At 69.2% G+C, this 26,441-nt stretch carries 17 protein-coding genes; 4 read left to right on the top strand and 13 right to left on the bottom strand.

The window, feature by feature from the left end; genetic code table 11:
• Positions 1-281: 281 nt before the first annotated feature.
• The 3 genes from AB8M46_RS18150 to AB8M46_RS18140 form a co-directional block, all read right to left on the bottom strand.
• Positions 282-1,844: an amidase gene (locus AB8M46_RS18150; protein WP_394360822.1), complete on the bottom strand. Its 1,563-nt coding sequence runs from the start codon at positions 1,842-1,844 to the stop codon at positions 282-284.
• A 14-nt stretch (positions 1,845-1,858) separates the two neighbouring features.
• Positions 1,859-3,202 carry a type I glutamate--ammonia ligase gene (gene glnA, locus AB8M46_RS18145; RefSeq protein WP_016331613.1) on the bottom strand — a complete coding sequence of 448 codons (1,344 nt, stop codon included), beginning with the start codon at positions 3,200-3,202 and terminating at the stop codon, positions 1,859-1,861.
• Between the two features lie 68 nt (positions 3,203-3,270).
• Positions 3,271-4,536, bottom strand: coding sequence for an MFS transporter (locus AB8M46_RS18140; RefSeq protein ID WP_394360821.1), 1,266 nt, complete (start codon positions 4,534-4,536; stop codon positions 3,271-3,273).
• A gap of 89 nt (positions 4,537-4,625) precedes the next feature.
• Between AB8M46_RS18140 and AB8M46_RS18135 the strand changes: the two genes are divergently transcribed.
• Positions 4,626-5,294 carry an LppX_LprAFG lipoprotein gene (locus AB8M46_RS18135; RefSeq protein ID WP_394360820.1) on the top strand — a complete coding sequence of 223 codons (669 nt, stop codon included), beginning with the start codon at positions 4,626-4,628 and terminating at the stop codon, positions 5,292-5,294.
• Positions 5,295-5,373: 79 nt separating this feature from the next.
• On the opposite strand, the gene AB8M46_RS18130 is transcribed toward AB8M46_RS18135, so the two are convergent.
• Both AB8M46_RS18130 and AB8M46_RS18125 read right to left on the bottom strand, forming a co-directional pair.
• Positions 5,374-6,924 carry an alpha/beta hydrolase gene (locus AB8M46_RS18130; protein ID WP_394360819.1) on the bottom strand — a complete coding sequence of 517 codons (1,551 nt, stop codon included), beginning with the start codon at positions 6,922-6,924 and terminating at the stop codon, positions 5,374-5,376.
• A 52-nt stretch (positions 6,925-6,976) separates the two neighbouring features.
• Positions 6,977-8,548: an alpha/beta hydrolase gene (locus tag AB8M46_RS18125; RefSeq protein WP_199754926.1), complete on the bottom strand. Its 1,572-nt coding sequence runs from the start codon at positions 8,546-8,548 to the stop codon at positions 6,977-6,979.
• 149 nt (positions 8,549-8,697) lie between these two features.
• Between AB8M46_RS18125 and secA2 the strand changes: the two genes are divergently transcribed.
• Positions 8,698-11,025 carry an accessory Sec system translocase SecA2 gene (gene secA2, locus AB8M46_RS18120; protein ID WP_037331922.1) on the top strand — a complete coding sequence of 776 codons (2,328 nt, stop codon included), beginning with the start codon at positions 8,698-8,700 and terminating at the stop codon, positions 11,023-11,025.
• A 149-nt stretch (positions 11,026-11,174) separates the two neighbouring features.
• On the top strand, positions 11,175-12,932 hold the full coding sequence (locus AB8M46_RS18115; protein WP_125732740.1) for an NAD+ synthase: 1,758 nt from the start codon (positions 11,175-11,177) through the stop codon (positions 12,930-12,932).
• Here the strand turns inward: AB8M46_RS18115 and AB8M46_RS18110 are convergent.
• Positions 12,903-13,529: a VOC family protein gene (locus AB8M46_RS18110; RefSeq protein ID WP_394360818.1), complete on the bottom strand. Its 627-nt coding sequence runs from the start codon at positions 13,527-13,529 to the stop codon at positions 12,903-12,905. The two genes, AB8M46_RS18115 and AB8M46_RS18110, sit on opposite strands and share 30 nt — an antisense overlap.
• A 90-nt stretch (positions 13,530-13,619) precedes the next feature.
• Here AB8M46_RS18110 and AB8M46_RS18105 point away from each other — a divergent pair, with 90 nt between their 5' ends.
• Positions 13,620-14,156 carry a methylated-DNA--[protein]-cysteine S-methyltransferase gene (locus AB8M46_RS18105; RefSeq protein WP_125732738.1) on the top strand — a complete coding sequence of 179 codons (537 nt, stop codon included), beginning with the start codon at positions 13,620-13,622 and terminating at the stop codon, positions 14,154-14,156.
• Between the two features lie 3 nt (positions 14,157-14,159).
• Here AB8M46_RS18105 and AB8M46_RS18100 read toward each other — a convergent pair whose 3' ends face one another.
• The 7 genes from AB8M46_RS18100 to AB8M46_RS18070 form a co-directional block, all read right to left on the bottom strand.
• Positions 14,160-14,747, bottom strand: a complete 588-nt coding sequence (locus tag AB8M46_RS18100; protein ID WP_394360817.1) for a DinB family protein — start codon at positions 14,745-14,747, stop codon at positions 14,160-14,162.
• A 471-nt stretch (positions 14,748-15,218) separates the two neighbouring features.
• Complete coding sequence (locus tag AB8M46_RS18095) at positions 15,219-16,220, bottom strand: aldo/keto reductase (protein WP_125732734.1); 1,002 nt, start codon at positions 16,218-16,220, stop codon at positions 15,219-15,221.
• A 46-nt stretch (positions 16,221-16,266) separates the two neighbouring features.
• Positions 16,267-16,956 carry a thioesterase II family protein gene (locus AB8M46_RS18090; RefSeq protein WP_394360816.1) on the bottom strand — a complete coding sequence of 230 codons (690 nt, stop codon included), beginning with the start codon at positions 16,954-16,956 and terminating at the stop codon, positions 16,267-16,269.
• A complete protein-coding gene (locus AB8M46_RS18085; protein ID WP_378424257.1) occupies positions 16,953-18,209 on the bottom strand; it encodes a cytochrome P450 in 1,257 nt (418 codons plus the stop codon). The genes AB8M46_RS18090 and AB8M46_RS18085 overlap by 4 nt, the downstream gene beginning before the upstream one ends.
• Positions 18,206-19,516, bottom strand: coding sequence for an MFS transporter (locus tag AB8M46_RS18080; protein ID WP_394360815.1), 1,311 nt, complete (start codon positions 19,514-19,516; stop codon positions 18,206-18,208). Before AB8M46_RS18080 ends, AB8M46_RS18085 begins: the two co-directional genes overlap by 4 nt.
• Positions 19,506-23,090, bottom strand: coding sequence for a type I polyketide synthase (locus AB8M46_RS18075; protein WP_394360814.1), 3,585 nt, complete (start codon positions 23,088-23,090; stop codon positions 19,506-19,508). The genes AB8M46_RS18080 and AB8M46_RS18075 overlap by 11 nt, the downstream gene beginning before the upstream one ends.
• The gene (locus AB8M46_RS18070; protein ID WP_394360813.1) at positions 23,087-26,437 is read right to left on the bottom strand and encodes an amino acid adenylation domain-containing protein; all 3,351 of its coding nucleotides are present in this window, start codon (positions 26,435-26,437) and stop codon (positions 23,087-23,089) included. The genes AB8M46_RS18075 and AB8M46_RS18070 overlap by 4 nt, the downstream gene beginning before the upstream one ends.
• Positions 26,438-26,441: the final 4 nt, after the last annotated feature.

Genomic DNA, 26,441 nt, shown 5'->3' with positions numbered 1-26,441 from the left:
GCTTTGTTTCAAAGCGATATTCACAAGCTTTTTGGTCGAGCATGCCGAATCCTACGGTCTTAGTCGTAGGGGGTCGGCGGCCGCTCGTGGGCCGACGCTGAACGTTACCTGGTCCGGTTCGCGGTGTCAACCCGCTCGGCCCTGGTTCCTGACCTCGGGGCTTTCGGCCCCGGCGGCCCGGTGTTCCTGGCGACGAAGAGAAGATTACATGCCCCGGAACCCCCCGAAAACAGGGGGGTCACTTAACGACATCGCCGCAGGTCAGCCGGTACAAACCCCCGTCATCCGACGGTCTTCAGGTAACGAGGCGGTTTGCGGGCGGGGACGACGCGTTCGAAGTCGGCCGCGTAGGCGAGCACTCGGGCGTCCGTCCACTGCCCCGCCATGAACGAAACCCCGACCGGGAGCTCGCCGACGAAACCGGCGGGCACGGTCACCGCGGGATAGCCGGAGACCGCGGCCGGCGTCGACGACGGGATCACGTCGTTGTCGCCGGTCTTGCAGTCGGTCTTCCAGGCGGGCGGGTTCGTGGGCGCGGCGATGACGTCGAGGCGGTACTTCGCGAGGGTCTCGTCGATGGAGCGTTTCGCCAGATCGGTCAGTTCGCGGCGGTTCGCCTGGTAGGTGGGGTCGGACGGGCCGGGCGCGGCGAGTGCCTGTTCGAAGAGTTCCTGTCCGGCGAAGCAGGTCTGCTCCAGCGGGTCGGACCGGTTGTAGGCGATCAGCGCGGCGAGGTCGCGCGGGCCTTCGGGCCGCGTGGCCAGGTAGCGATCGATGTCGCGGTGGAACTCGGTGAGCAGGGCCGGGAACTCCAGTTCGCCAAGCCTGGCCTGGTACGGCGGCGTCACCTCGACGACCTCGGCGCCCGCTTTGACCAGCGAGTTCTTGGTCCTCGTCATCACCGCTTCGACGTCCGGGCCGAGGACCGGCAGGCGCCAGAGCCCGATCCGGGAGCCCTTCAGCACGCCGGGCCGCAGGTGCGCGGCGTAGTCGGTCGGCTGGTTCGGCGGGTACGTGCCGGTGGCGGGGTCGCTCGGGTCGCGGCCTTGGAGCGCGGACAGGGTCAGCGCGACGTCGACGACGTGCCTGGCCATCGGGCCGGCGGTGTCCTGTTCGGCCGAGATCGGCACCACGCCGGTGCGGCTGACCAGGCCGAGGCTCGGTTTGTGGCCCACGGTCGAGGTCATCCCGGCCGGGCAGACGATCGAGCCGTCGGTCTCACTGCCGATCGCCACCTGGGCGAGTGACGCGGCCACACCCGCGGCGGATCCGGCGGACGACCCACACGGGTTGCGGTCGAGCACGTACGGGTTGTTCGTCTGCCCACCGACGCCCGACCACCCGGAAGTGGGTTTGGCGGCGCGGAAGTTCGCCCACTCGGACAGGTTCGCCTTGCCGAGGACGACCGCGCCCGCGTCGCGCAGGCGGCGGATCAGTGTCGCGTCCTTCGCGGGTTTGCTGCGCAGGGCGCGCGACCCCGCCGTCGTCTGCTGGGAGCGGGTGTCGACGTTGTCCTTCACCAGGACCGGGATGCCGTCCAGCGGTCCGCGTGTCTTGCCGGCGCGGCGCCGGACGTCGCTCTCCGCGGCTTGCGCGATCGCGGCCGGATTGACCGCGATGACCGCGTTCACCTTCCGGTCGACCTTGTGGATGCGGTCGAGATAGGCCGAGGTCAGGCCGACCGCGGTCAGCCGACCGGAGGACATCCGGGCCTGGAGCGCGGGGATGTCGGCGGCGTCGAGATCGAGTGCCGTTCCGGCGGCCGATGCCGCTGGTGCGGCACTCGCCGCGATGGTCGCGGCGACCAACGCCGTCAGAACTCCGAACACCGGCCGCCGCACCATCAGGTCTCCTTCGTCTAGAGAACCGGAAGCAGAGTCCGCAGCTCGTACGGGGTCACCGCGCTGCGGTAGTTATCCCATTCAACACGTTTGTTGCGAAGGAAGAAGTCGTAAACGTGCTCTCCGAGCGCTTCGGGCAGAAGTTCCGATTTTTCCATCTCCGCCAGTGCCTCCCCGAGGTTCTGGGGGAGCTGGGCGTATCCGGCCGCACGGCGCTCGGCGTCCGACAGCTGCCAGATGTTGTCCTCGGCGGGCGGCGGGAGCTCGTAGCCCTTCTCGATGCCCTTGAGACCGGCGGCCAGGATGACCGAGTACGCCAGATAGGGGTTGCACGCGGAGTCGAGCGTGCGGATCTCCACGCGGCGTGACGACGCCTTACCCGGCGAGTACATCGGCACCCTGACCAGCGCGGAACGGTTGGCGCGGCCCCACGAAACGGTGGTCGGGGCCTCGCTGCCGCTGATCAGCCGCTTGTAGGAGTTCACCCACTGGTTGGTGACCGCCGAGATCTCCTTCGCGTGGTGCAGCAGCCCCGCCACGAAGGCCTTGCCCGTCGCGGACAACTCGTACGGGTCTTCCGCGTCGTAGAAGGCGTTGCGATCGCCCTCGAACAGGCTCACGTGGGTGTGCATGCCGGAGCCCGGCTGGTCGGTGAAGGGTTTCGGCATGAAGGTCGCGCGGACCCCCTGGGTGAGCGCGACCTCCTTGACCACGTAACGGAAGGTCATCACGTTGTCGGCCATGGTCAGCGCGTCGGCGTACCGGAGGTCGATCTCCTGTTGGCCGGGCGCGCCCTCGTGGTGGCTGAACTCGACCGAGATCCCCATCGCTTCGAGTGTCTCGATGGCGTGGCGGCGGAAGTGTGTCGCGGTCGCGTGGCTGGCCTGGTCGAAGTAGCCGCCGTTGTCCGCGGGCTCGGGCTCGCTGCCGTCGTCCGGCAGGTTCGAGAGCAGGAAGAACTCGATTTCAGGGTGGACGTAGCAGGTGAAGCCTGCTTCGCCCGCCTTCGAGAGCTGCCTGCGCAGGACGTGCCGCGGGTCCGCCCAGGACGGGGAGCCGTCCGGCATCGCGATGTCGCAGAACATGCGCGCCGAGTACGGACCGCCGTCCGGGGTCTCCCAGGGAAGGACCTGGAACGTGGCGGGGTCGGGCTTCGCGACCATGTCCGACTCGTAGACGCGTGCGAATCCTTCGATGGCTGATCCGTCGAAGCCGATGCCTTCGCTGAAGGCGCCTTCGAGCTCGGCCGGCGCCACCGCGACGGACTTGAGAAACCCCAGCACATCCGTGAACCAGAGCCTGACGAAACGGATGTCGCGCTCTTCCAAGGTACGGAGCACGAACTCCTGCTGGCGATCCATGGCCGCACCCTAACGAGAACGTGTTAACGACATGTTTCGCGACGCGCCGATCGACCGGAAGTGGTGGATCACCCCACGAGGACCGGCTCGGGCTTGGCCGCCTTGGTGATCGACAGCGAAGCGACCGAAGCGAGCACGGCGAGGCTCGCGGCGATGTACCAAGCGAGCGCGTAGCTGCCCGACGCGTCGCGGATCGCGCCGGCGCCGAAGGCCGCGAGACCGGCTCCCAGCTGGTGGCTGGCGAAGACCCAGCCGAAGACGATCGGCCCGGCGGCGCCGTATTGCCGGACACAGAGCGCGACAGTGGGCGGAACCGTCGCCACCCAGTCGAGGCCGTAGAAGACGATGAACGCCCACATGCTCGGTTCCACCGTTCCGCTGAGCAGTTGCGGGAGCAGAGCGAGCGAAACGCCGCGAAGGGCGTAGTAGACGCCGAGCAGGATCCGGGGATCGACGCGGTCGGTGAGCCAGCCCGAGGCGATCGTGCCGACGACGTCGAAGATGCCGACGAGGGCGAGCAGACCGGCGGCGGTCGTCTGCGGCATGCCGTGGTCGTGCGCCGCGGGCACGAAGTGCGTGCTGACCAGGCCGTTCGTCGTGGCGCCGCAGATCGCGAAGCCGACGGCGAGCAGCCAGAACGTCCTCGTGCGTGCCGCCGAACCGAGGACCGACAGCGCGCGGCGGGCGGAACCACCCGTGCGGGCGACGGGAGCGACTTCGCCTGGCTCCGCTCCGTAGGCGGTCGTTCCGACGTCGGACGGGTGATCGCGGACCACCAGGAGAACGACGGGAACGACGGCCAGCGCGGCGATGGCGATGACGAGCGACGCCGTCCGCCAGCCCTCGTCGACGGCGAGGTTCGCCACGATCGGCAGGAAGATCAGCTGGCCGGTGGCGCCCGCCGCGGTGAGGACGCCGGTGACGACGCCGCGGCTGCGGACGAACCAGCGGGCGGCGACCGTGGCGGCGAAACTCATCGCCATCGAGCCGGTGCCGACGCCGACCAGGACGCCCCAGCAGAGGATGAGCTGCCAGCTCGCGTTCATGAACACCGTGCCGCCCGCTCCGATCGCGACGACGAACAACGCCGTCGAGGCGACGCGTCGCATGCCGAAGCGCTCCATGAGAGCCGCGGCGAAGGGCGAGAAGAGTCCGTAGAGGACGAGGTTCACGGAGACGGCTGACGCGATCGTCGCGCGTGACCAGCCGAATTCGCTGTGAAGCGGGTCGATGAGCACGCCGGGGGCCGCGCGGAAGCCGGCGGCGGCGAGCAGGGCGATGAACGCGGCGGCGGCGACGAACCACGCGCGGTGGAGACGGGTCTCGGTTTGCACGGATACAGCGTCATCGGCGGCGGCGTTCGGCGAAAGCGGCCGGAAGGACACTGTGCGCAAGATTCGGGCCATGGCCATAGGCTCTGGCCATGCGCTGCCGTCACCTCGTGCCGGCGCTGCTGCTCACGGTCGGGCTCATCGGCGGCTGCGCGGGGTCTCCCCCGCTGCCGCCTGCCCAGGACTACGTGAGCGCGGCGGCCGACTCCCTCGTCTCGTTGCGCAGCGTGCGGTTCACGCTCGGGGTGAACGGTGTCGTCACCGGGTTGCCGGTGCGCGGGCTCGACGGCGAAGTCAGTCTCGAGGGTGGTGCGGTCGGCAAGGCTGATCTGCAGGACGACTTCGAACGGGTGAAGGTCGACTACCGGTTGTCCGGCTCGGAGATCACGCTCAGCGGGCCCGGCGGGGAGCGGGTGATTGCCGCTTCGCCGCCGTACACGCCTGAAGCGATGCTCGGGCCTGAAGGTGGGCTTCGGCGGCTGCTGACCGGGGCGACCGAGTTGCGGGGCGAGCGGTGGGAGCGGGTGCAGGACACCGATTCGTTCCGGATCGCCGCGAAGGTGCCGTCCGCGGTGATCGGCGGGATCGTGCCGGAGATCAAGTCCGACGTGTTCGTGAAGCTGTGGATTTCGCGGGACGAGCCGCGGCGGCTGGTGCGGGTGTGGTTGCAGGTGCCGCCGACGAAGCCGGAGGAGTTCGCGGTGATGCTGGAGCTGGCGTTGACCAGGCATAACGCGGTGGTGGTCGGGGCCGGGCGGTAGCAAAGGTCCCCTGCTCCCTTTTGGGCGGGAAATGCCTGGTCAGCGGGGTCGGTGGTAGCAAAGGTCCCTTGCTCCCCCGCTAGGGGCACCGGGTGTCGGGGGCGGGCAGTTCGCCATCGATCAGGTAGGCGAGACCGGCGCTGTCGACGCACTCGTTGCCGTCGAGGAAGACGGTGTGCTGCGCGCCCTCGAACGTGAGCAAAGCTCCCTTGAGGTCCCTCGCCAGGTTCACCCCGGACGCATACGGGGTCGCCGGGTCGTCGGTGGTCGAGATGATCAGCGGCCTCGGCAGGCCGTCGACATCCGGCTTGTGCACCTCCGATGTCGCGGGCACCGGCCACACCGAGCAGATGTCCAGCTCGCTCATGTCCGGGGTGCCGCCGGTCAGGAACGGCGCGCCCTGAAGCATCCGCTGGTGAGCGTCGTCGATGACGCGTCTGTCGGCGATCCGCGCACTGTCGACGCAACGGACCGCGAAGTACACGTCGAGGATGCCGGTGTACCGGCCGTCCGGTTCGCGGCCGTAGTAGTTGTCGGCGAGCGCGACCAGTGTCTTGCCACTTCCCCGCTTGAGCTCGGTGAACCCGTCATTGAGGAATTTCCACGCGTCCTGCGAGTACAGCGCGGCACTGGTCCCGGTGATGGCGTCCTCGAACGAGAGCTTGCGGTTCCCCGCGGGCACCGGGTCGGCGATCAGCGGCTGGACCAGGTCCTGGAACGCCTTCGTCACCGCGTCCGCGTCACGGCCGAGCGCGCAATCCGGGCGAGCCGCGCACCATTTGCCGAATTCGGCGAACGTGTTCTGGAACCCCGCCATTTGCGTGACCAGCGATTCGGCGGTGTCGAGTTCGGGATCGACCGCGCCGTCGAGGAGCAGCGCCCGCACCTTGTCCGGATATGCCTCGGCATAGGCGGTCCCGATCTGCGTTCCGTACGAAAAGCCCAGGTAGGTGAGTTTTTCGTCGCCGAGGGCCGAGCGCAGGACGTCGAGATCGCGGACGACATCCCTGGTCCCGATGTTGGCGAGAAGCTCTGTGCCGTGCTTCGTGCGCTCGGCGCACTTCGCGGCGTACGCCCTGGCATCGGCGAGCTGCTTCGCGATCCCGGCGGGCGTCGAGTCGCTTTCCGAATCTTCCGCGCGGTCCGCGTCGCGTTCGGCATCGGTGAGGCAGACGAGCTTCGGCTCGCTGGTCCCGACCCCACGCGGATCGAATCCGACGATGTCGAAACGCTCGGCCAGCGCCGCCGCGGGCCGGGACTTCGCGATCCGCGCCGCGGCCGAGACGCCCGAGCCACCGGGGCCACCCGGATTGAGCACGAGGGAGCCGATCCGCTTGCCAGGACTCTTCGTCTTGTGCCGGAGGACGCCGATCGAGATCGTGTCGCCGTCCGGCTTCAGGTAGTCGAGCGGCACGGTGAGCTTCGAGCAGTCGAACGCCTTGTCCTTGAACGACGCGCACGCGCCCCACGCCAGCTCCTGCTTGCTGAACTTCTCGAGTGCCTTCGGGTCCGGAGTCGGCGACGCAGTGGTGGTCGGCGATGCCGACGGCGCGGGCTGTGGCTGCTGCGTCGTGCAGGAGGCGACCAGCACGGCGACGACGAGCACGGCCGGAACGCGGCGAAGGCTCATCTCGCGATCTTCGCAGCGTCCCGGCCGCTCAAGGCCCTTCGCGCCGAACTCGTTACTTGGCGGCGCAGCGCGTGCCCTCGTCCGGCAGGGTGCCGTTCACCAGGTAGTCGATGCCGATCCGGTCGACGCACGACACGCCCTGGAGGAACACCGTGTGCTGGTTCCCCTCGAACGTGAGCAAAGCTCCCTTGATCGCTTTCGCGAGGTTGACGCCCGCCTGATACGGGGTCGCCGGGTCGTTCGTGGTCGAGATGACCAGCGTCTTCGGCAAGCCCTCGACGTTCGGCTGATGCGGTTCCGAGGTGTTCGGAACGGGCCAGAAGGCGCAGGAGTCACGCGCGGCCCCGTCCGGCTTGCCGTCGTCGAGGAACGGCGCCGCCTGCGCGTACCGCTTCTGCGCGTCGAGGATCTTCGCCGGATCGGTGACCCGGGGGTCGTCGACACAGCGGATCGCGACGAAGGCGTCCTGCGTCGTCCCGTAGCGACCGTCGGCGCCGCGCTCGTTGTAGAGGTCGGCCAGTTTTTCCAGGCCGTCGCCGCGCTGGCGTTTCAGGTCGTTGAGCGCGGTGTTCAGCGGTTCCCAGAGATCTTCCTGGTAGAGGGCCTGTATCACGCCCGTCGTCGCGTCCTCGTACGACAGTTTCCGGCCGTCGCTGACCGGCACCGGGAAGTCGATCAGGGGGCGCACCAGGTCCTGGAACGCCTTCGTCGCGCCGGCGGCGTCGCGCCCCAGGGCGCAGTCCTCACGCGCGGCGCACCAGTTCGAGAACTCCCCGAACGCCTTGCCGAAACCCTGTCCCTGCGCGACCAGCGACTCCACCGCGTCCTGCTCCGGGTCGACGGCCCCGTCGAGCACCAGCGCGCGGACGTTCGCCGGGAACGCCTCGGCGTAGGCGGATCCGATCCGCGTCCCGTAGGAGTAGCCGAGGTAGTTCAGCTTCGGCTCGCCGAGGACCGATCGCAGGATGTCCATGTCCTTGACGACGTCACGCGTGCCGAGATTCGCGAGCATCGCGGGGCCGTGTTCGGTCCGCTCGGCGCACTTCGCCGCGAAGTCCTGCGACTCGGCCTCCTGCTTTTTCACCCCCTCGGGTGAGCCGTCGGTCTCGCTGTCGTCCGCGCGGTCCGCGTCGCGTTCGGCGTCGGTCAGGCAGCGGACCTGCGGCTGGCTCGCGCCGATGCCTCGCGGGTCGAAACCGACCATGTCGAAGCGCTTGCCCAGCTCGTTCGTCGCCGTCCGGGAGGCGAGACCGGCCGCGGCCTGCATCCCGGAGGCGCCGGGGCCGCCGGGGTTGACCACGAGCGCCCCAATCCTTTCGTCGGTATCCAGCGCCTTCCGGCGCAGCAGGCCGAGCGTGATCGAGTCGCCTTCGGGCTTCGCGTAGTCGAGCGGGACGGTGAGCCGGGCGCACTGTGCGTCCTTCACTCGAAACGCCGCTTTCGCGTCATCGGATGTCGCGTAGGGTGCACAGTCGGCCCAGGTCAGGCTCTGTCCGTAGAACTTCTCGAGTCCGGCGGGCACCGGTCCGGTCGGAGCGTGCGACTCGGTGGCCGGAGGCGGCGGCTGGGTTCTACCCTCTCCCGACGAGCACGCGGCGACGGTGACCGCGAGCAGGCCGGACAGCGTGATCGCGGCGAATCGGCGGGCACGGGACCTGGCGCTGACATGAGTGGACACGGTTGGATCGTGCCATCGGCCGTGGAACTCGGCCGCACCACCACTGCGTTGGTGATACGGGTGCGGACGGCAGAAGAGCAGACGGGAGCACAGGGGTGGCAGCACTGATCAGCCGGGTGGGCAAGAAGCTGCGCCGGATCATCCAGCGGCCGGGCAGCGTCGAGCTGACCCGCTACGAAGCGCTGCTGCCGGCAATCGAGAAGCTCGAGCCCGAGTTGGAGAAGCTCTCCGACGAGGAGCTGACAGAGCGGGCCGGCAAGCTTCGGGAAGCCGCTTCCTTCGGCAACGAACAGCTGATCGAGGTCTGCGCGCTCGGTCGCGAGGCCGCGCGGCGGGCGCTCGGCGAGCGCGCCTTCGATGTCCAGTTGCTGGGCACGATGGGCCTGCTCAGCGGGCATATCGTGCAGATGGAGACCGGTGAGGGCAAGACGCTGGCGGGTGCGCTGGCCGGTGCCGGGTACGCCCTGCGCGGGAAGCACGTCCACGTCGTCACGGTGAACGACTACCTCGCCCGTCGTGACGCGGAGTGGATGGGCCCGATCTACGCCCTGCTCGGCGTCTCCGTCGGCTGGGTCGAGCCCGCGCACTCCCGCGACGAGCGCCGCGAGGCGTACGCGAAGGAGGTCACGTACGGCGCCGTCAGCGAGATCGGCTTCGACGTGCTGCGCGACCGCCTGGTGACGCGCGAAGAAGACCTCGTCCAGCGCGAGCCGGAGGTGGCGATCGTCGACGAGGCGGACTCCGTGCTGGTCGACGAGGCCCGCGTGCCGCTGGTGATGGCCGGATCGATCGACCACACCGACGCCGACGAAGAGGTCGCGAACATCGTCCGGCGGCTGCGGCTCGGGCTCCACTACGAGACCGACGCCGACGGCCGCAACGCCTGGCTGACCAAGGCCGGCGCTTCGGTGGTCGAGAAGGCCCTCGGCGACGACATCAACCTCTACGACGAGACGGGCTCGGACAGGCTGCCCGCGGTGAACGTGGCGCTGCACGCGCACGCGCTGCTCACCCGCGACGTCGACTACCTCGTGCGCGACGGCAAGGTGCAGCTGATCAACGCCGCGCGCGGCCGCGTCGCCGAACTCCAGCGCTGGCCGGACGGTCTCCAGGCCGCCGTCGAAGCGAAGGAGCAGGTCAAGGCGACCGACCGGGGCGAGATCCTCGACTCGATCACCGTGCAGGCGCTGCTGGCGCGCTACCCCGAGGTCGCGGGTATGACCGGTACCGCGGTCGCGGTCGCCGAGCAGCTGCGCGAGTTCTACAAGCTCGAGGTCGCGGTCATCCCGCCGAACACGCCGAACATCCGTGAAGACCAGGAAGACCGGATCTTCGGGTCGCCGTCGCAGAAGCTGCGCGCGATCGAGGAGGAGATCCGGCGGGTGCACGAGACCGGGCGGCCGATCCTCGTCGGCACCCAGGACGTCGCCGAATCCGAAGAGCTGGCCGAGAAGCTGGCGAAGGTCGACCTCGAATGCGTCGTGCTCAACGCGCGCAACGACGCCGAGGAGGCCGCGATCATCGCCGACGCCGGCAAGAAGGGCGCGGTCACCGTCTCGACCCAGATGGCCGGTCGAGGCACCGACATCCGGCTGGGCGGCAAGGACGGCGAAGGCCGCGACGAGGTCGTGGAGCTGGGTGGCCTGCACGTGATCGGCACCGCCCGTTACCCGTCGAGCAGGCTGGACGGCCAGCTGCGCGGCCGGTCCGGGCGGCAGGGTGACCCGGGCAGCGCGGTGTTCTTCGCCAGCCTGAACGACGAGCTCGTGCTGTCGAACGCGCCGGACATCCCCGAGGGCATCAGCTCGGACGTGGGCAGCGGTGAGATCGTCGACCCGGCGGCGTTGCGGCAGATCAACCACGCGCAGCGCGTCGCCGAGGGTGTCGACCTGGAGATCCACCGGAACACCTGGCGCTACACGCGACTGATCGAGCGGCAGCGCGGTGAGCTGCTGGAGCACCGGGACAAGGTGCTGCGGACGGCGCACGCGGCGGAGATCCTGGAGAAGGCGCACCCGGAGAAGTTCAAGGAGCTTTCGGAGAAGGTCGACGACGAGGCCCGCGTCGAGCAGCTGTGCCGTGAGGTGCTGCTGTTCCACATCGACCAGCTGTGGTCGGACCACCTGGCGTTCCTGACCGACGTGCGGGAGAGCATCCACCTGCGGGCGCTGGCGCGGGAGACGCCGATCGACGAGTTCCACCGCGCGGCGATCCCCGAGTTCCACAAGATCATCCCGGAGGCGGCCGAGCGGGCGGCGAAGACGCTCGAGGAGGCCGAGATCACCGACAACGGGATCGACCTCGGCGACGCGGGGGTGCGGCGGGCGAACACGACGTGGACGTACCTGGTGCACGACAACCCGTTCGACTCCGACTTCGAGCAGACCATCAAGAAGGTTCGGAGCATGATCAAGCGCAAGTAGCGCGCGGGGAGCGGGGGACCTTTGCTGTCACTCTCTTTTGGAGAGCGGTAGCAAAGGTCCCCCGCTCTCTTTTCGCGCCGGCCGCACCCGGGTGGGCGATTCGGCACATCCGGTCGTCCCCGCGGACGCCGGTGGGTGAGAATGTCGGCATGCCGCAACTGCGCATCGCACTGGCCCAGGTCAACACCACCGTCGGCGACCTCGAAGGCAACGCCGAGCTCACCGTCGAGTGGACTCGCAAGGCCGCCGAAGCAGGCGCCCACATCGTCGTCTTCCCGGAGATGTCCCTCACCGGTTACCCCGTCGAGGATCTCTCCCTCCGCCCGACCTTCGCCTCCGCCTCGAAGCAGATGGTCGAAGCGCTCGCCCGGCGGCTCGATGAAGCCGGCTGTGGCGAGGTGCTCACCTACATCGGCTACCTCGACCTGGACGAGACCGGCCCGCGCGACGCGGCCGCCGCGCTGTACCGCGGCGAAGTGGTCGCACGCCAGTTCAAGCACCACCTGCCCAACTACGGCGTCTTCGACGAGCACCGCTGGTTCAAGCCGGGCCAGGAGCTCGAGATCGTCCGCTTCCACGGCGTCGACGTCGGCATGGTGATCTGCGAGGACGTCTGGCAGGACGGCGGCCCGATCTCCGCGCTGGGCAAGGCCGGGGTGGACCTCGTGGTCGCGCCCAACGCTTCGCCCTACGAGCGCGCGAAGGACGACATCCGGCTGCCGCTCATCGCCCGCCGCGCGGCCGAGGCCGGGGCGCCGCTGGTGTACACGAACCAGATCGGCGGTCAGGACGACCTCGTCTTCGACGGCGACTCGATCGTGGTCGGCGCGGACGGCAGGCTGCTGGCGCGCGCGCCGCAGTTCGTCGAGCACCTGCTCGTCGTCGACACGGACCTCGTCGCCGGTGGTCACACCGCCGAAGGCGAGTTCGAGGGCCTGCGGGTCAAGCGCCGCGTGCTCAGCGAAGACCCGGTCCCGGCGTACACCCCGAGCACCGAGTCCGCGATCAGCGAGCCGCTGTCGGACGAAGCCGAAGTGTGGCACGCGCTCGTCGTCGGTCTGCGCGACTACGTGCACAAGAACGGCTTCTCGTCGGTGACGTTCGGGTTCTCGGGCGGCATCGACTCGGCGGTCGTGGCGGCGCTGGCCGCCGACGCGCTGGGCGGCGACAACGTCTACGGCGTTTCGATGCCTTCGGAGTACTCCTCGGAGCACTCGAAGGGCGACGCCGAAGACCTCGCCCGCCGGATCGGCGCGCACTATCGCGTCGAACCGATCGCGGACATGGTCAAGGTCTACGTCGAGCAGCTGCAGCTGACCGGGCTCGCCGAGGAGAACATCCAGGCCCGCGTCCGCGGCATGCTGCTGATGGCGCTGTCCAATCAGGACGGTCACCTGGTGCTCGCCACCGGCAACAAGACCGAACTCGCCGTCGGCTACTCGACGATCTACGGCGACGCCGTCGGGGCCTTCGCGCCGATCAAGGACCTGTTCAAGACGCACGTCTGGCACTTGGCCAAATGGCGCAACAAGGAAGCCGAGAAGAACGGCGAAACCCCGCCGATCCCGGAGAACTCGATCACCAAACCGCCGTCCGCCGAGCTGCGCCCTGGCCAGCTGGACAGCGACTCGCTGCCCGACTACCTGATGCTCGACGACATCCTCGACGACTACATCGAGGGAGACCGCGGCTACGTCGACCTGGTCGACGCGGGCTTCGAGCCGGAGACCATCGACCGCGTGGTGCGGATGGTCGACAAGGCCGAATACAAGCGCCGCCAGTACCCGCCGGGCACCAAGATCACGTTCAAGGCGTTCGGCCGGGACCGGCGGCTGCCGATGACCAACGGCTGGCGGGAGGGCACCGTCGTGACCCGCTCAGCTCAGCGCGACCTGCTTCCCGGCTGAGTTCGTCAGCACGGCCACCAGGCCGGGCTTCTCGTCGCGCCGGACGAGCATGTCCATCCCGAGCGCGCGGACCGCGGCTTCGACCGCGGCCGGCTCGGGGTGGACGCCGGTGACCATGAGCAGCGGGATCGACGGGAGCCCCCGCGTCGTCGGATGCGGGGTGCTCCCCCAGTCGATGAGGAAGGGCGCGAGCCCGTCGAGCCCGCCCGCACCGGTGAGGCGCCAGGTCAGCAGTTCGCCGTCGTCGGTGGTCCGCGACATCTCGGACGCTTCGCCCGGGTCGTAACCGCGTTGGCGTGCCTCAGCGATCGCCTCGTCGATGCCGTCCACCCGCGCCGCCCAGGTGATCAGGGCGGGAGCGGTCAGCTCGTCGATGCCGAACGGACGCGGCCCGGTGTGCTCGGGCTGATCCGGATCTGGCCCGACCACCTCGAGGTAGGCACCGGCGCCCAGATCGGCCAGGTAGTTGGCCGTACCGAAACCGACATGCCTTCCGCCGCGTACCGGCGTGACGCCGGTCAGCTCGGCGACGCGCTCGACGGCCTCTTCGAGGTCCGGCCCGGCGTAGACGAGGTGATCAAGCACGAGGTCGCTCATGTCCATACTCCTACCGCAGCGACGGCTCCGGCGGCACCGCGGCCTGGCGATCGATCCGAAACTGTCGGACCGCTCTCGTACCCTGGGCTCATGACGGCACCGGGCTACTCCGTGTTCGGCACCGCGATCGGCGACTGCGGCATCGCGTGGAGCGAACGCGGGGTCATCGCGGTCCAGCTCCCCGAGGGCAGTGAAGAAAAGACGAGGGCGCGACTGACCGCGCGCCTTCCCCAGGCGATCGAATCCACCCCGCCGGACGAGATCCAGCGCGCGATCGACGGGATCGTCTCGTTGATGGACGGCAAGCGCACGGACCTCACCGGTGTCGAACTCGATTACGAAGGAGTACCGGACTTCCACCACCGCGTGTACGAATTCATCCGCACGATCCCCGCGGGCAAGACGCTGACCTACGGCGACATCGCGAACATCCTCGGCATGCCCGGCGGCGCGCAGGCCGTGGGGCAGGCGATGGGTCGCAACCCGGTCCCGATCATCGTGCCGTGCCATCGCGTCCTCGCCGCCGGCGGCAAGGACGGCGGCTTCTCCGCGCGCGGAGGGGTCGCCACCAAGCGCCGGATGCTGGTCATCGAAGGCGCTTTGGCGGACGAACCGACCTTGTTCTAAGTTCTAGTCGCTCTGACCCGGTGACCAGGGCTTGAGCCAAGGCGTCTCCGGCCAGCCTTCCGCGGCGGCCATCAACGGGATCGCCGTCGCGCCGTCGATGTGCTCGCGGATGATGTCGGCGTGCCCGGCGTGCCGCGCGGTCTCCTCGATGAGGTGGAGCAGCACCCAGCGGACCGACCACGCGTCAACGTCCTTCGGGTACCAAGGCACGCCCTTGGGCACCGGGACAGGCTGGCCGAGGTCGGCGATACCCGCGATGACGTCCGCGGTGCGGCGGGCGACTTCGTCGTAGCGCGCGAAAACGTCTTCGAGTGTCTCGCCGTCAGCCATCACGTAGCCGGCTTCGTACTCCTTCATCGCCTCGTCCATCGGCTTCGAGGGCTTCTGAAGGAGGATGTCGATCCAGCCGTCTTCGGTGAGCGCGGTGTGTTTGATCAGACCGCCGACGCTCAGCGAGCTTCTGGTCGGGACGGCTCTGGCCTGTTCTTCGGTGAGGCCGTGCGCGGCGATGCGCAGGACGTAGCGCTGCTGCTCGAGGTACGCGAGGAGTCCTTCGCGCTCGTCGGCGACCGGGGGAACGTTTCCAGCCATGATGGCTCCTTCCGTTGGAAGGCGATCATGGCACCCGGCAGGCGCTTGCTGGGGCGATTCGGCCCGGAAGGGAGCAAGGGACCTTTGCTACCACTTGAGTAGCCCGGGATGTCGCGAAAGCCACTTTCACGACATCTGACGTCCCGAAAGTGGCTTTCGCGACGTCCTCGGCCGAGGCCCCGAAGCCCCGGGCGACAGCAAGGGACCTTTGCTACCGCCCAGGCGGGACCGGGCGGACGGCGAGGAGGCTGTGGGGAAATAGAGACGTTGAGTGTCCCTATTTCCACACACCCCTCACTCCGCGTAGCGAAACCGGGCCCACCGTGTGGATTTCAGTGCGTTGAATGACCCGAAACCCACACGGTTATCCCAGGCCGAAGTCCGAAAAGAGAGCAGGGGACCTTTGCTACCGCTCTCTCGACGTTGAGACAAGTGGTAGCAAAGGTCCCCTGCTCCCTCAGGTGTGGAGGGTCAGGCGGCGGCGTCCAGCTTCGCCCGCTGCTCGGCGGTCAGCGTGATGTCGACGGCTTCGAGACTCTCGTTCAGCTGGGCGACCGAAGAAGCGCCGACGAGAGGGATCACCGGAACGTCGCCACCGATCAGCCACGCGAGCACGACCTGGTTCAGCGTCGCGTCGATCTCCTTCGCGACCTCGCGCAGCGCGGCGAGCCGGTTCGGGGTGCCGGGGTGGTCGTAGTCGAACTCCAGCGGTTTGTCCTCGCGGACGTACGCGCCGGCCAGCAGCGGCGAGTAGGCGACGAGCCAGAGACCGGGGTTCTCGGTCAGATAGGTGAGCAGTTCACCGGAGACGAACCCGTTGGCACCTTCCGGCGAACGCCGGGCGGGCCGGTCGGTGCGGGGACGCAGGTAGGTGTGCTGGTACTGCAGCACGTCGTACCCCGGCAGCCCCTTCGCCGCGGCGTGGGCACGGCTGCGTTCGACCTTCCACGCGAAGTGGTTGCACACCCCCAGCAGGCCCACCGAACCGTCGGCGACGACCTGCGCGAAACCCTCGACGGTCTCTTCCAGCGGAACCGACCGGTCTTCGACGTGCGCGTACAGCAGGTCGAGCTTGTCGACGCCGAGGTTCTCCCGGCTGCGGTCGACGGCTTCCTTGATCGCCTTCGGGGAAAGGCCTTCGATGTTCTCGAACTTGCCGGTGTCGGCGAAGCTCATGCCCGGCGCTTTCGCCCGCGCGCCCATTTTGGTGGCGATGGTGACCTCACCGCCGATGCCGCGGTCGGCGCGCCACCGGCCGAGCAGTGCCTCACTCTCGCCACCCTGCGTTCCGTTGTGCCAGAAGGCGTAGTTGTTCGCGGTGTCGACGAACGAACCGCCCGCCTCGACGAACCGGTCGAGGATCGCGAACGACGTCTCCTCGTCGACGCCGGTGCCGAACGGCATCGCACCCAGCGCCAGCGCGCTCACTTCGCGCCGCGAATCCGGGTTCAGGCCGATCGTGCGAAATTTCATGGGTCCCATCACTTCCTGCGGTCACGGTTGGCGAGCGATCAGGTACTCACACAACGCTATCGGAACGAATCGCGCTCTGGATCAGATTCATCACGGCTTCCCCGGAATCGACCACGTACATGTGCGCGCCGGGGAGTTCGACCGTCTCGAAGCCAGCGGTGGTGAACTCGGCCCACTCGCGGATGCCGTCGGCGGAGACCAGTTCGTCGCCGGTGCCGCGCAAGGCCGTGATCGGCACCGTGAGCGGCTCGGTGGTGCTGGGGACGTAGTTTTCGTGCATCGTCACGTCCGCGCGCAACGCCGGAAGGAGCAGTTCCCGCAGATCCGGGTGATACAGCGCCTGATCGACATGCCCGGACAGGACCTGGACCTGCGCCAGGAAAGCGTCGTCGTCCTCGTGGACGGACGCGCGGATCTCGAGCGGCCGTTCCGTGCGCGGACCGGGCGACCCGCTGACGAACAGATGACGCACGGACGGCAGCCGGTGCGCGAGTTCGTAGGCCAGCACGGCGCCGACGCTGTGCCCGAACAACACGACGTCCGACGCCTCACCCAGGTCGCCGACGAAAGCGTCGACGGCGTCGTGCACCGACCGGTACGGCTCTTCGTCGATCAGCCGTTCCCTGCCGGGCAACCGCATCGGCACGATTTCGAGACCGTCGGCGGCGAAGGCCGACCACGGGTGGAAGAAGGCGGCCCCGCTCCCACCGAAAGGCAGGCACACCAAGGAAGTCATCGCGGCAGTTTCCGGTCGTAGCGGATCGGCAGTCGTTCGAGGCCCCGGCTGGCCGAGTTGTCGAAGCGCCACGGCAGGTCCTCCGGCGCCACGGCCAGGCTCAACCCGGGCAGCCGCCGCAGCAGCGTGGTGAACGCGACGGCGCCTTCGATCCGGGACAGCGGAGCGCCGGGGCAGAAGTGCACGTTGCCCCCGAACGAAAGATGCCGGTTCGGTTTGCGGGTGATGTCCAGTTTTTCGGGGTCTTCGAACACTTCGGGGTCGTGGTTGGCCGAGTTGATCAGCAGGTGGACGACGCTCTCCTTGCCGATCCGCTGGCCGCACAGCTCCAGATCCTCGGCTGCGAACCGTTGCGGCGCACGGTAAACCGGTCCCTCGAAGCGCAGGAACTCCTCGATCGCCGTCGCCACGAGTTCCGGTTCGCTCTTGAGGAGCTCGAACTGGTCCGGATGCCGCAGCAACGCCTGCATACCGTTCCCGACGAGGTTCGCGGTCGTCTTGTGGCCCGCGATGATCAGCAGGATCAACGTGGAGACGATCTCCTCGTCGCTGTACGCCTCGTCGGCGTCGGCCGTCTCGAGAATGACGCTGACCAAGTCCTCGCGCCGATCCGCGCGCCGCTCGGCCATCAGGTTCAGCAGATATTTCTCGACGTCGTCGCTGACCTGCTTGAGCCGCCGGTTGCCCTCTTCGTCCAGGTACGGCGCGTTGCTGAGCACCATGCCCCAGTCGTGCAGCAGCGGCCAGTCCTCGATCCGGACACCGAGGAACTCGCAGATCACCCGCATCGGCAGCTGCAACGCGAAGTCGTTGTAGAGATCGGCGACGCCTTCGCCGGGCAATGCGTCGATCAGGTCGTCGGTGATCTCCTGGATCCGCGGCCGCAGTTCGTTCATACGCCGTGGGACGAAGGCGTTTCCGACCAGTTTGCGCAGGCGGGTGTGCTTCGGCGGGTCCGCGGTGAGCATGTTCTTGATCAGGATCGGGCTGCTCTGTTCGAGTGCCTCGCGGAACCAGCCGGGCGCGTTGTCGACGCTCTTCGACAGCCGGCGGTCGGCGAAACCCTTGCTCACCGTTTCGTAGTCGGCGATGACGTAGGCCTCGGAATTCGGCGGGTACTCGATCGGCCGCACCGGGCAGGTGGCCCGCACTTCGGCGTAGCCCGCGTACGGATCCGGGCCGGGGTGGGTGCAGAACTCGGCGGGAAGCGGCTCCGGGGACGCGGTGGTCTGCTCAGGGGTTTCCAGGCTCATTTTCCATCCTCCGAAGTCGTTTGCTTGGCGAGCTCTTCAGGGGCGGGCAGCGTGCGGATGCGTTTGCTGAGGGTCGGCAGCGCGAAGAGGGTCCCGGCGACGGCCATGAAGACGAAGACCCACGTCGGGCCGGCGAGGTCGAAGATCGCGCCGACGGCGAAGATGCCGATCGGCTGGGCGATCATGCCGACGAACATCACCGCGCCGATGACCCGGCCCTGCAGGTTGTCCGGCACCAGTGCGGCGATGTAGCCGTAGATCAGCGCCCCGACGACACCGGCGCGCAGGAAGATGCAGGCGACGATGATGCCGAGCGGCAGCGTGCCGGGCACGAAGGTCAGCAGCACCGCCGCGACCGGGCCGATCCAGATGGCGTAGGCCATGATCACCGGCGGCCGCACGTACTTCAGCACGATGCCCGCGAGCAGCGCGCCGGTCAGGCCGCCGCCGCCCGCGATGGCGAGTGTCGTGCCGATCAGGGCTTCCGACGCGCCACGGTCCTGCGCGGTGGCGATCAGGGCGAGGAACATCCCGGAGTGGTTGAAGGCCATGTTCGAGCCCATCGCCCACAGCACCAGGGTCAGGATGATCGGCTGCTTCACGATGAACTTGAAGCCGTCGAGCATGCTCCCCTTGGGCGCGGCCTTGGTTTCGACGGTCCGCGGCGCCTGGGTCGGCTTCTTGACCAGCAGCAGGATCACCGCGGACACCAGGAACGAGAGCGCGGCGGCGAAGAACGGCAGCGCCCTGGCGAGGGCGAACAGCGCGCCGCCGGCGGGCGGGCCGGCGACGGTGGCGCCGAAGAACCGGATCTGGTTCTGCGCGGTCGCCTGGGTCAGCTGGGAGGCGGGCACGAGCTGTTTGATCGCCGCCATCCCGGCCGGGTTGGACACGCCGAGACAGGTCGCGGACAGGATCACGATGGCGAAGGTGAACCAGACGTTGACACCGTCACTCATCACCAGCACGGCGAACAACGCCAGCAGCACCAGCCGCGCCAGATCGCAGAAGATCATGATCAGCTTGCGGTTGAAGCGGTCGGTCAGGCTGCCGCCGGGCAGGGACATCACCCCGGCCACCACCAGTTGCACCGCGCCGACGGCACCGGCGTAGGTCGCCGATCCGGTGGTCGCGAGGATCAGCAGCGGATACGCGATCTCCGCCGCTTCCTTGCCGAAGGCGGCGAAGAACTGGCTGATCCACATGGCCTGGAAATCACGGTTACGGAAGAGCGGCTTCTCCTGGACCGGGGGTTCCGGCGCCGCCGTGACGGTGGGTTGACTCGTCGCTGTGGATTCAGCCGACATGATCCATCCTCTCGGCGCCCGCGAGAGCACCGTTCAGTTCGCGGGCGAGGGCGCCCACATGGGGTTGCTTGAGCAGTGACCAGTGATCGCCGGGAGTGGTGAACACCTGGACACCGCCGCCGTACAGCGGGGCGAGACGGGCGCGGAGCCGGGCGGCCCCTCGCCGGTCCGAACCCGCCCGGAACACCAAGGCCCTGGCGGGAACGAAAGGAGGCCGGTACGGCACCAGCGCGCGTGCCTTGCCCAGCAATTGCGTGCGCAGCGCCGGATTGCGCCGCGTCTCACGGCCGATCGCGCCGAACCCGAAGGCCGCGTCGACGAGGGTTCGCCCGTGGCTCGCCAAGAAGCCGGGATCGACGGCCATCGGCAAGTCGCGGCGTCCCTGCACGAAGCCGTCGAGGCCGACCACCGTGTCCACGTCCGCGCCGCGGCGGGTCAGCTGCCGCGCGACCTCGTGCGCCAGTACGGCCCCGAACGACCAGCCGCCCAGGAGGTACGGGCCGTCGGGCCGTGTCCGCAGCACCGCGGCGACGTAGTGGGCCGCGATCGCGTCGATGCCTTTTTCCCGGCCGGAAACGATTTCGAAGCCGTGGACCGGGCGCGCACCGATCAGTTCGTCCGCCAGCGCGCGATAGCTGAGCGCGCTGCCCGCGGAATCCGCGATGAGCAGCAAGGGCGTGCCGGGGCCGTCTTCGTGGAAGGTCACGACATCGACCGTGTGCCGCGGCCCCGGTGCGGCGGACCGCTCCGCGACCAGTCGTGACAACCGGCCGAAGGTGGCTTCCTGGTCGAACTCCGCCACCGGTACGGAAGCGCCGGTTCGTTCGCGGATCTTCGACATCAGGTTCACCGCCATCAGCGATTCGCCACCGAGCGCGTAGAAATCGTCCGCCGCTTCGGCCGAGGGGACGCCGAGCGCCGCGCACCACAGTCGTTCCACTGTGGACCCAACTGGACCATCCACAGTGGACTTGACCGAAGGTGGCCGCCTGACGGCGAAATCCGGCTCCTCGTCACTGAAGGGGTAAGTCGGGAGCGAGCAGACGGCCGGCCGTTCACCGGGCTCTTCCAGCAATCCGGCGACGGCGTCCGCGCCACGTTCCCAGAGCGAGCCGAGCGCGCGGAGGACACCGCGATCGCCGTCCTCGGCCCGGCCCAGCAGCGGCACGGTCACGTTGCCTGCCTTCCAGGCCTCGTGACGGCGAAGTGTCGCGAGCATGGACGTGCCGGGCCCCAGCTCGAGGAAGGTGTCGCAGCCGGATTCGAGCAGGGTGCCCGCGCACTCCTCCAGCAGCACCGGTTCGCGGAGCTGCCCCGCCCAGTAACCGGGTCCGCGCAACGAGTCCGGTTCCGCCCATCCGCCGGAAGTGTTGGACACCAGCCGGATTCGCGGCGCCGCGTTCGGCTTGGCGGCCACCGCCTCGGCGAGTTCGTCGGCGGCGGGATTCATCAGCGTGCTGTGGAAGGCTCGCGGGATGTCGAGTACCCGGACGTCGAGACCGGCCAGGACGTCTCCGTCGAGCAGCCGGGTCATCACCGCTTCCGGCCCCGAGACGACGACTCGGCCCGGCCCGCGCACGGCGAGGGAGAGTTCACCGAAACCCTTGTCCGCCAAGCGATCCGCGAGTTCGTCCGCGGCGACGCCGACGGCGGCCATCCGGCCGGGCCGGGTGGCCAGCATTGCCGAAGCCCGCAGGTGGACCAGATCCACCGCGTCCGGCAGGGTCCAGAGCCCGGCCAGCGTGGCTGGCGCGTACTCGCCGATGCTGTTGCCGAGCATCGCGACCGGCCGGATTCCGAGCTCCAGGAGTTGCCTGCCCAGGGCGTAACCGAGCGCGAACAACCCGACCTGGTGAGGGACGAGTCGCGAGAACCACGCCGGTTCGGCGTTCTCGGTGACGATCGGTGAGAGGTCGAGCCCGTGCCGCTCGCGGACGAGGTCCCGGACTTCGTCGAACGCGGTCCGGAAGCCGGGAAGCAGCCGGTGCGCGGCCACCCCCGCGGGATGGGTCAGCAAACCGTGCCCTGGGAAGACGAACGCGACCTTGTCGAGTGTGCCCGGCACGGACGCCCCCGGCGCCGCGAGCAGCGTCGCGGCTTCGGCGGTGTCCTCCGCGACGACGGTCTGCCGGTGCTGATGCACGCGGCGGGACGCCAACGTCGCGCTGACTTCGGACAGGTGCAGGTCCGGTGTGGCGCGCAGGTGCTCGGCCAGGTTCGCGCGGAGGCGGCCGAGGGCTTCCGGCGCGGCCGCGGACAACGTCAGCACTCGGCGCCCGCCACGCACGGGCGGCGCCGTCCGGACCGGCGCCTCTTCGAGGATGACGTGCGCGTTGGTGCCGCCGACGCCGAACGAACTGACGCCGGCGAGCCTGCCGTCCCGGCCGGTCCACGGTTCGGTGCGGGTGCTCACCACGAACGGGGTGGTTTCCAGTTCCAGCAACGGATTCGGCCGGGTGAAGTGCACCGACGGCACCAGTTCCCGGTGCCGCAGCATCAGCACGGCCTTGATCAGGCCCGCCACCCCCGCCGCGGAACCGGTGTGCCCGATATTGCTCTTGACCGCGCCGAGCCGGCACCAGCCGGTGGCGCCGGTGTCCGCCTGGAAGACGTCGGTGAGTGCCTGGACCTCGATCGGATCGCCGATCCGGGTGCCCGTGCCATGCGCCTCCACGTATCCGATGTCGCGCGGATCGACGCCGGCCAGCCGCTGCGCGTAGGCGATGAGTTCGCTCTGCCCCTCGACCGACGGAGCGGTGTAGCCCATCTTTTCCGCGCCGTCGTTGTTGATCGCCGAACCGCGGATCACCGCGAGGACGCGATCGCCGTCGCGCCGCGCGTCGGCCAGTCGCTTGAGCACGACCACGCCGACGCCCTCGCTGGGCACGGTGCCCCCGGCTCGTTCGTCGAACGTGCGGCAATGGCCGTCGGGGGAAAGGATTCCACCGGGTTCGTAGAGGTAGCCGCGTTCGCCGCCGTCGATGACCGCGACCCCACCGGCGAGCGCGACGTCGCATTCGCCGCCGCGCAGGCTCGCGGCCGCCATGTGCACCGCCGTCAACGAAGTCGAACACGCCGTCTGCACGGTGACGGCCGGACCGCGGAGGCCGAGTTTGTAGGCCACCCGCGTCGCCAGGAAGTCGGGGCCGAGCCCGATGTAGCGGGCCAGTTCGCCGAGTTCGCCGTCCGGCTCGGCGGTGACCTGGTCCGCCCCGCCGTACACCCCGATCCAGCCGGGGAAGCGGGCCGGGTCGAGCGCGGCGTCGTCGAGGGCGGCCACCACACATTCCAGGAACACCCGCTGCTGCGGATCGATACTCGCCGCCTCGGCACGGCTGTAGCCGAAGTACGTCCAGTCGAAGCCGCGGGCGCCGGTCAGCAACCCCATCGCCGGGACGAAATCGGGACGCCGGGTCAGCTCGGGGTCGCCACCGGCCGCGAGGACCTCCTCGGCGCCCAGCCTGCTGATGCCTTCGGCGCCCGCGCGCAACAACGACCAGAACCGGCCGACGTCCGGCGCGCCCGGGTACCGGCAGGCCATCCCGATGACGGCGACCGGCTCCTGCCTGGTCATGAAGCGCTCGCGAGGAGCCTGCCCAGGCCTTCCGGCGTCGGGTCGCGCAGGAAGTCGCGCACCTTGAGGATCGCTCCGGTGCGTTCCTTGGCCAGCGTCACCAACCGGATGGCCGCCATCGAATTCCCGCCGACGGTGAAGAAGTCCGTCCGCGCGGTGATTTCCACGGCGGGCTCGCCGATCGCCTCGGTGAACATCGCGAGCGCCGGGCCGAGGTCGTCCTGAGGTTCCTGGGCCGCGGTCGCCGGGGCCGCCACCGCGGCCAGCGCGCGGCGGTCGATCTTCCCGTTGCCGGTCACCGGGATCCGCTCGACCAGCGCCCACAGCGTCGGGACCATGTACGCCGGCAAGCGTCCGTTCAGGGCGTCGCGCAGGTCCGCCGTGCCGAACGCGGCACCGGGTGCCGGGACGACGGCGGCCATCAACCGCTTCTCCGCGCTGTCGCCGTCGCTGACCGCGACGACGGCGTCCTGCACCCGCGGGTCGGCGGTGAGCGCGTCGCTGATCGCCGACAGTTCGACGCGGTAGCCGCGCAGTTTGACCTGATCGTCGCGTCTGCCGAGGTACCGGACCCGGCCCTTCGTGTCGATGCGCACCAGATCCCCGGTGCGGTACAGGCGTTCCGGGACGTCCGGGGAGAACTCGCCGAACACGCGGGCCGTCTCCGCCTCGTCGCCGAGGTACCCGTCGGCGAGGCCGAGACCGCCGGTGTACAGCTCGCCGACCGCGCCCGGCGGCACGAGCCGATGCCGGGCGTCCAACACGTACACCCGGGTTCCGGGCAACGGCGTGCCGATCGGCAGCGGGCCGTCGACGTCGTCCGCGTCGGTCACCGAATACGTGGTGGTGAACGTGGTGTTCTCGGTCGGCCCGTAGCCGTTGGTGACGACCAGGCCGGGATGGCGCCGCAGGACCCGGGCGACGTGCTCGTGCGGGACGACGTCGCCGCCGGTGAGCAGTTGCCGCAGCCCGGCGAACGCGTCGGGCGCGAACTCCTCCACCAGCCGGAACAGTCCGGCGGTGAGCCAGGCGACGGTGACTTCGTTGTCCAGCAGGAAGTCGCCGAGTTCGGTGGGCGTCGGCAGGCCCGCCGGGTACACCTCGAGCGTGGCACCGGTCAGGAGCGCGCCCCAAAGCTCCAAAGTGGACGCGTCGAAGGCGAGCGGGGACAACCGCAGCACCCGTTCCTCCGGGCCGAGGTGGACGTAGTCCGCCTCGTGCACCAGCCGGACGATGGCGCGGTGCGGGACGCAGACCCCCTTCGGTTCACCGGTCGAGCCGGAGGTGAAGGCGACATAGGCCGGACGCGTCGTGTCCGGATCCACCGGCGCTTCGACGACCTCCCGCACTTCCCAGGACCGATCCCACGCCGCCACCACGGGAATCCCGAGTTGGCGGAAGCGTTCCGCCGAGGCCGTGGGCACGAGGGCGGCGACCGGAGCGGCGGACCGCACGATCTTGCCGGAATGCTCGATGGGGACGGCGAGATCGACGCCGACGTACGCGGCGCCCGCCCAGACGATGCCGAGCACCGCGACGGCTTCCGCGATCGATCGGTCCAGCCCGACGAGCACGCGGTCGCCGGGGCGGACACCGGCTTCGCGCAGCAGCCGCGCCTGGTGGGAGGCCGCGGCGGCGAGTTCGCGGTAGCTCAGCTGGACTTCGTGTTCGCGGACGGCGATCGCGTCCGGGTCCCGGAGCACCGTTTCGCGGAAGAGCGCGTCGATCGACGTGGCCGGGAAATCCTCCCGGGTCCGGTTGATGCCGTCGAGCAAGGCCCGCCGTTCCGTTGACAGGCAACGGATCTCCTCGACCGCGACGTCGCCGGCCGTCGCCAGCTGGTCCGCGGCGGCGAGGAAGTCCGCGATGAACCCTTCGGCGTCGGCCGGACCGAAGACCGCGGACGCGTATTCCAGGTGGCCACCGAATGACGGCTCGGCCCGGCCGATCAGCAGGGAAAGGTCGAACTGCGCGCCGCCACCGTGGCCCTCTTCGATCCGCAGCCGCGCGCCCGAGGTCTCGATCCGTTGCGGGACAAGCTGATCGTGCATGCCGAACGAGACCTGGACCAAGGGATGACAGCCGAGCGTGCGTTCGATGCCGAGCCGGGTGACCAGCTCCTCGAACGGCAGGTCGCCCGCGTCGATGCTCTGCCCGAGCGACTGGTGCACCGAGCGCAGGTACGTCGCCACGGCGGCGTCTTCGGCGATGTCGATCCGGACCGGGACCAGGTTCCCGGCGACGGCGACGAGTTCTTCGAGTTCGGTGCTCCCCCGGCCGGTGAGCGGAACCCCGACCAGTAGATGCCGTGTGCCGGTCCAGCGGCTCAACGTCAAGCCGAAGGCGCCGAGCAGGAAGGCGAACGGCGTGATTCCCAGCGCCTTGGCGCGTTCGGCGACCGCCGCGCCGGCGGGCACGCCGAAGTCGATCGGCAGCCGCGCGCCCGCGGCGTCCTGGATCGGAGGACGCTGCCGATCGGACGGGAGTTCCAGTACCGACGGCACGCCGTCGAGGTGCTTCGTCCAGAACTCGGCCTGCCGGTCCCATTCCCCGGAGGCGCGGGCCTCCTCTTGATGGCGCAGGAGAACCCGGGGCGAGACACCGGGCTCCCCCACGGTCTCGGGCCCGCCGCCCGCCAGGTTCGCGTAGCGGGCGAACAATTCGTTCAGCAGCAGGCCGACCGACCAGCCGTCGAGCACCATGTGGTGCGCCACCAGCACGACGGCCTGACCGCCCATGCCGCCTTGGGCCAGGAGGAACCGATACGCCGGTGCCTCCGCGAGGTCGAACGGCCGCCGTCCGTGCCGGGCCGCGAGGGACCGGACCCGCTCCTCGAACTCGCCCGCTTCGCCTTCCCAGGTGTGTGTCTCGACGGCCGGGATGTACGACTCGAGGACCTCGGGCACGACATCGCCGGTGTCACCGCGGTAGACCGTGCGGAGTCCGGGATGTCTCGCCACGGTCCGCGCGACCGCCCGCTCGAACAACTCCGGCACCAGCGTCCCGGTCTCCACGAAACAGGTGAAGACCAGGTTGTAGGGAGATCCGCCGGTGACCCGCTCGATCAGCCACATCCCGCGCTGGGCATGGGAAATCGCTTCGGCGGCCGGTTCTCCCCCGCCGGCCGGTTTCCCGGCGGGGACCGCGCCGGCGAACACCTCGGCGACCGGAGTGTCACCGAGCAACGCGGCCACGGGGACTCGCAGGCCGAGCTTCTCCTGCGTGATCGCGACGAGCCGCAGTGCGCGCAGTGAATCCCCGCCGAGGCCGACGAAACTGGTGGTGGCGAACGCGCCGGCCTCGATGTCCTGGCCGAGGACGGCACTGGCGTACTCGTGGAACGACATGGCT

Origin of the sequence: Amycolatopsis sp. SB7-3 (genome assembly GCF_041021335.1) — a bacterium.
Taxonomy (GTDB): Bacteria; Actinomycetota; Actinomycetes; order Mycobacteriales; family Pseudonocardiaceae; genus Amycolatopsis; species Amycolatopsis japonica.
This window is presented reverse-complemented; position numbering and strand designations above follow the sequence as displayed.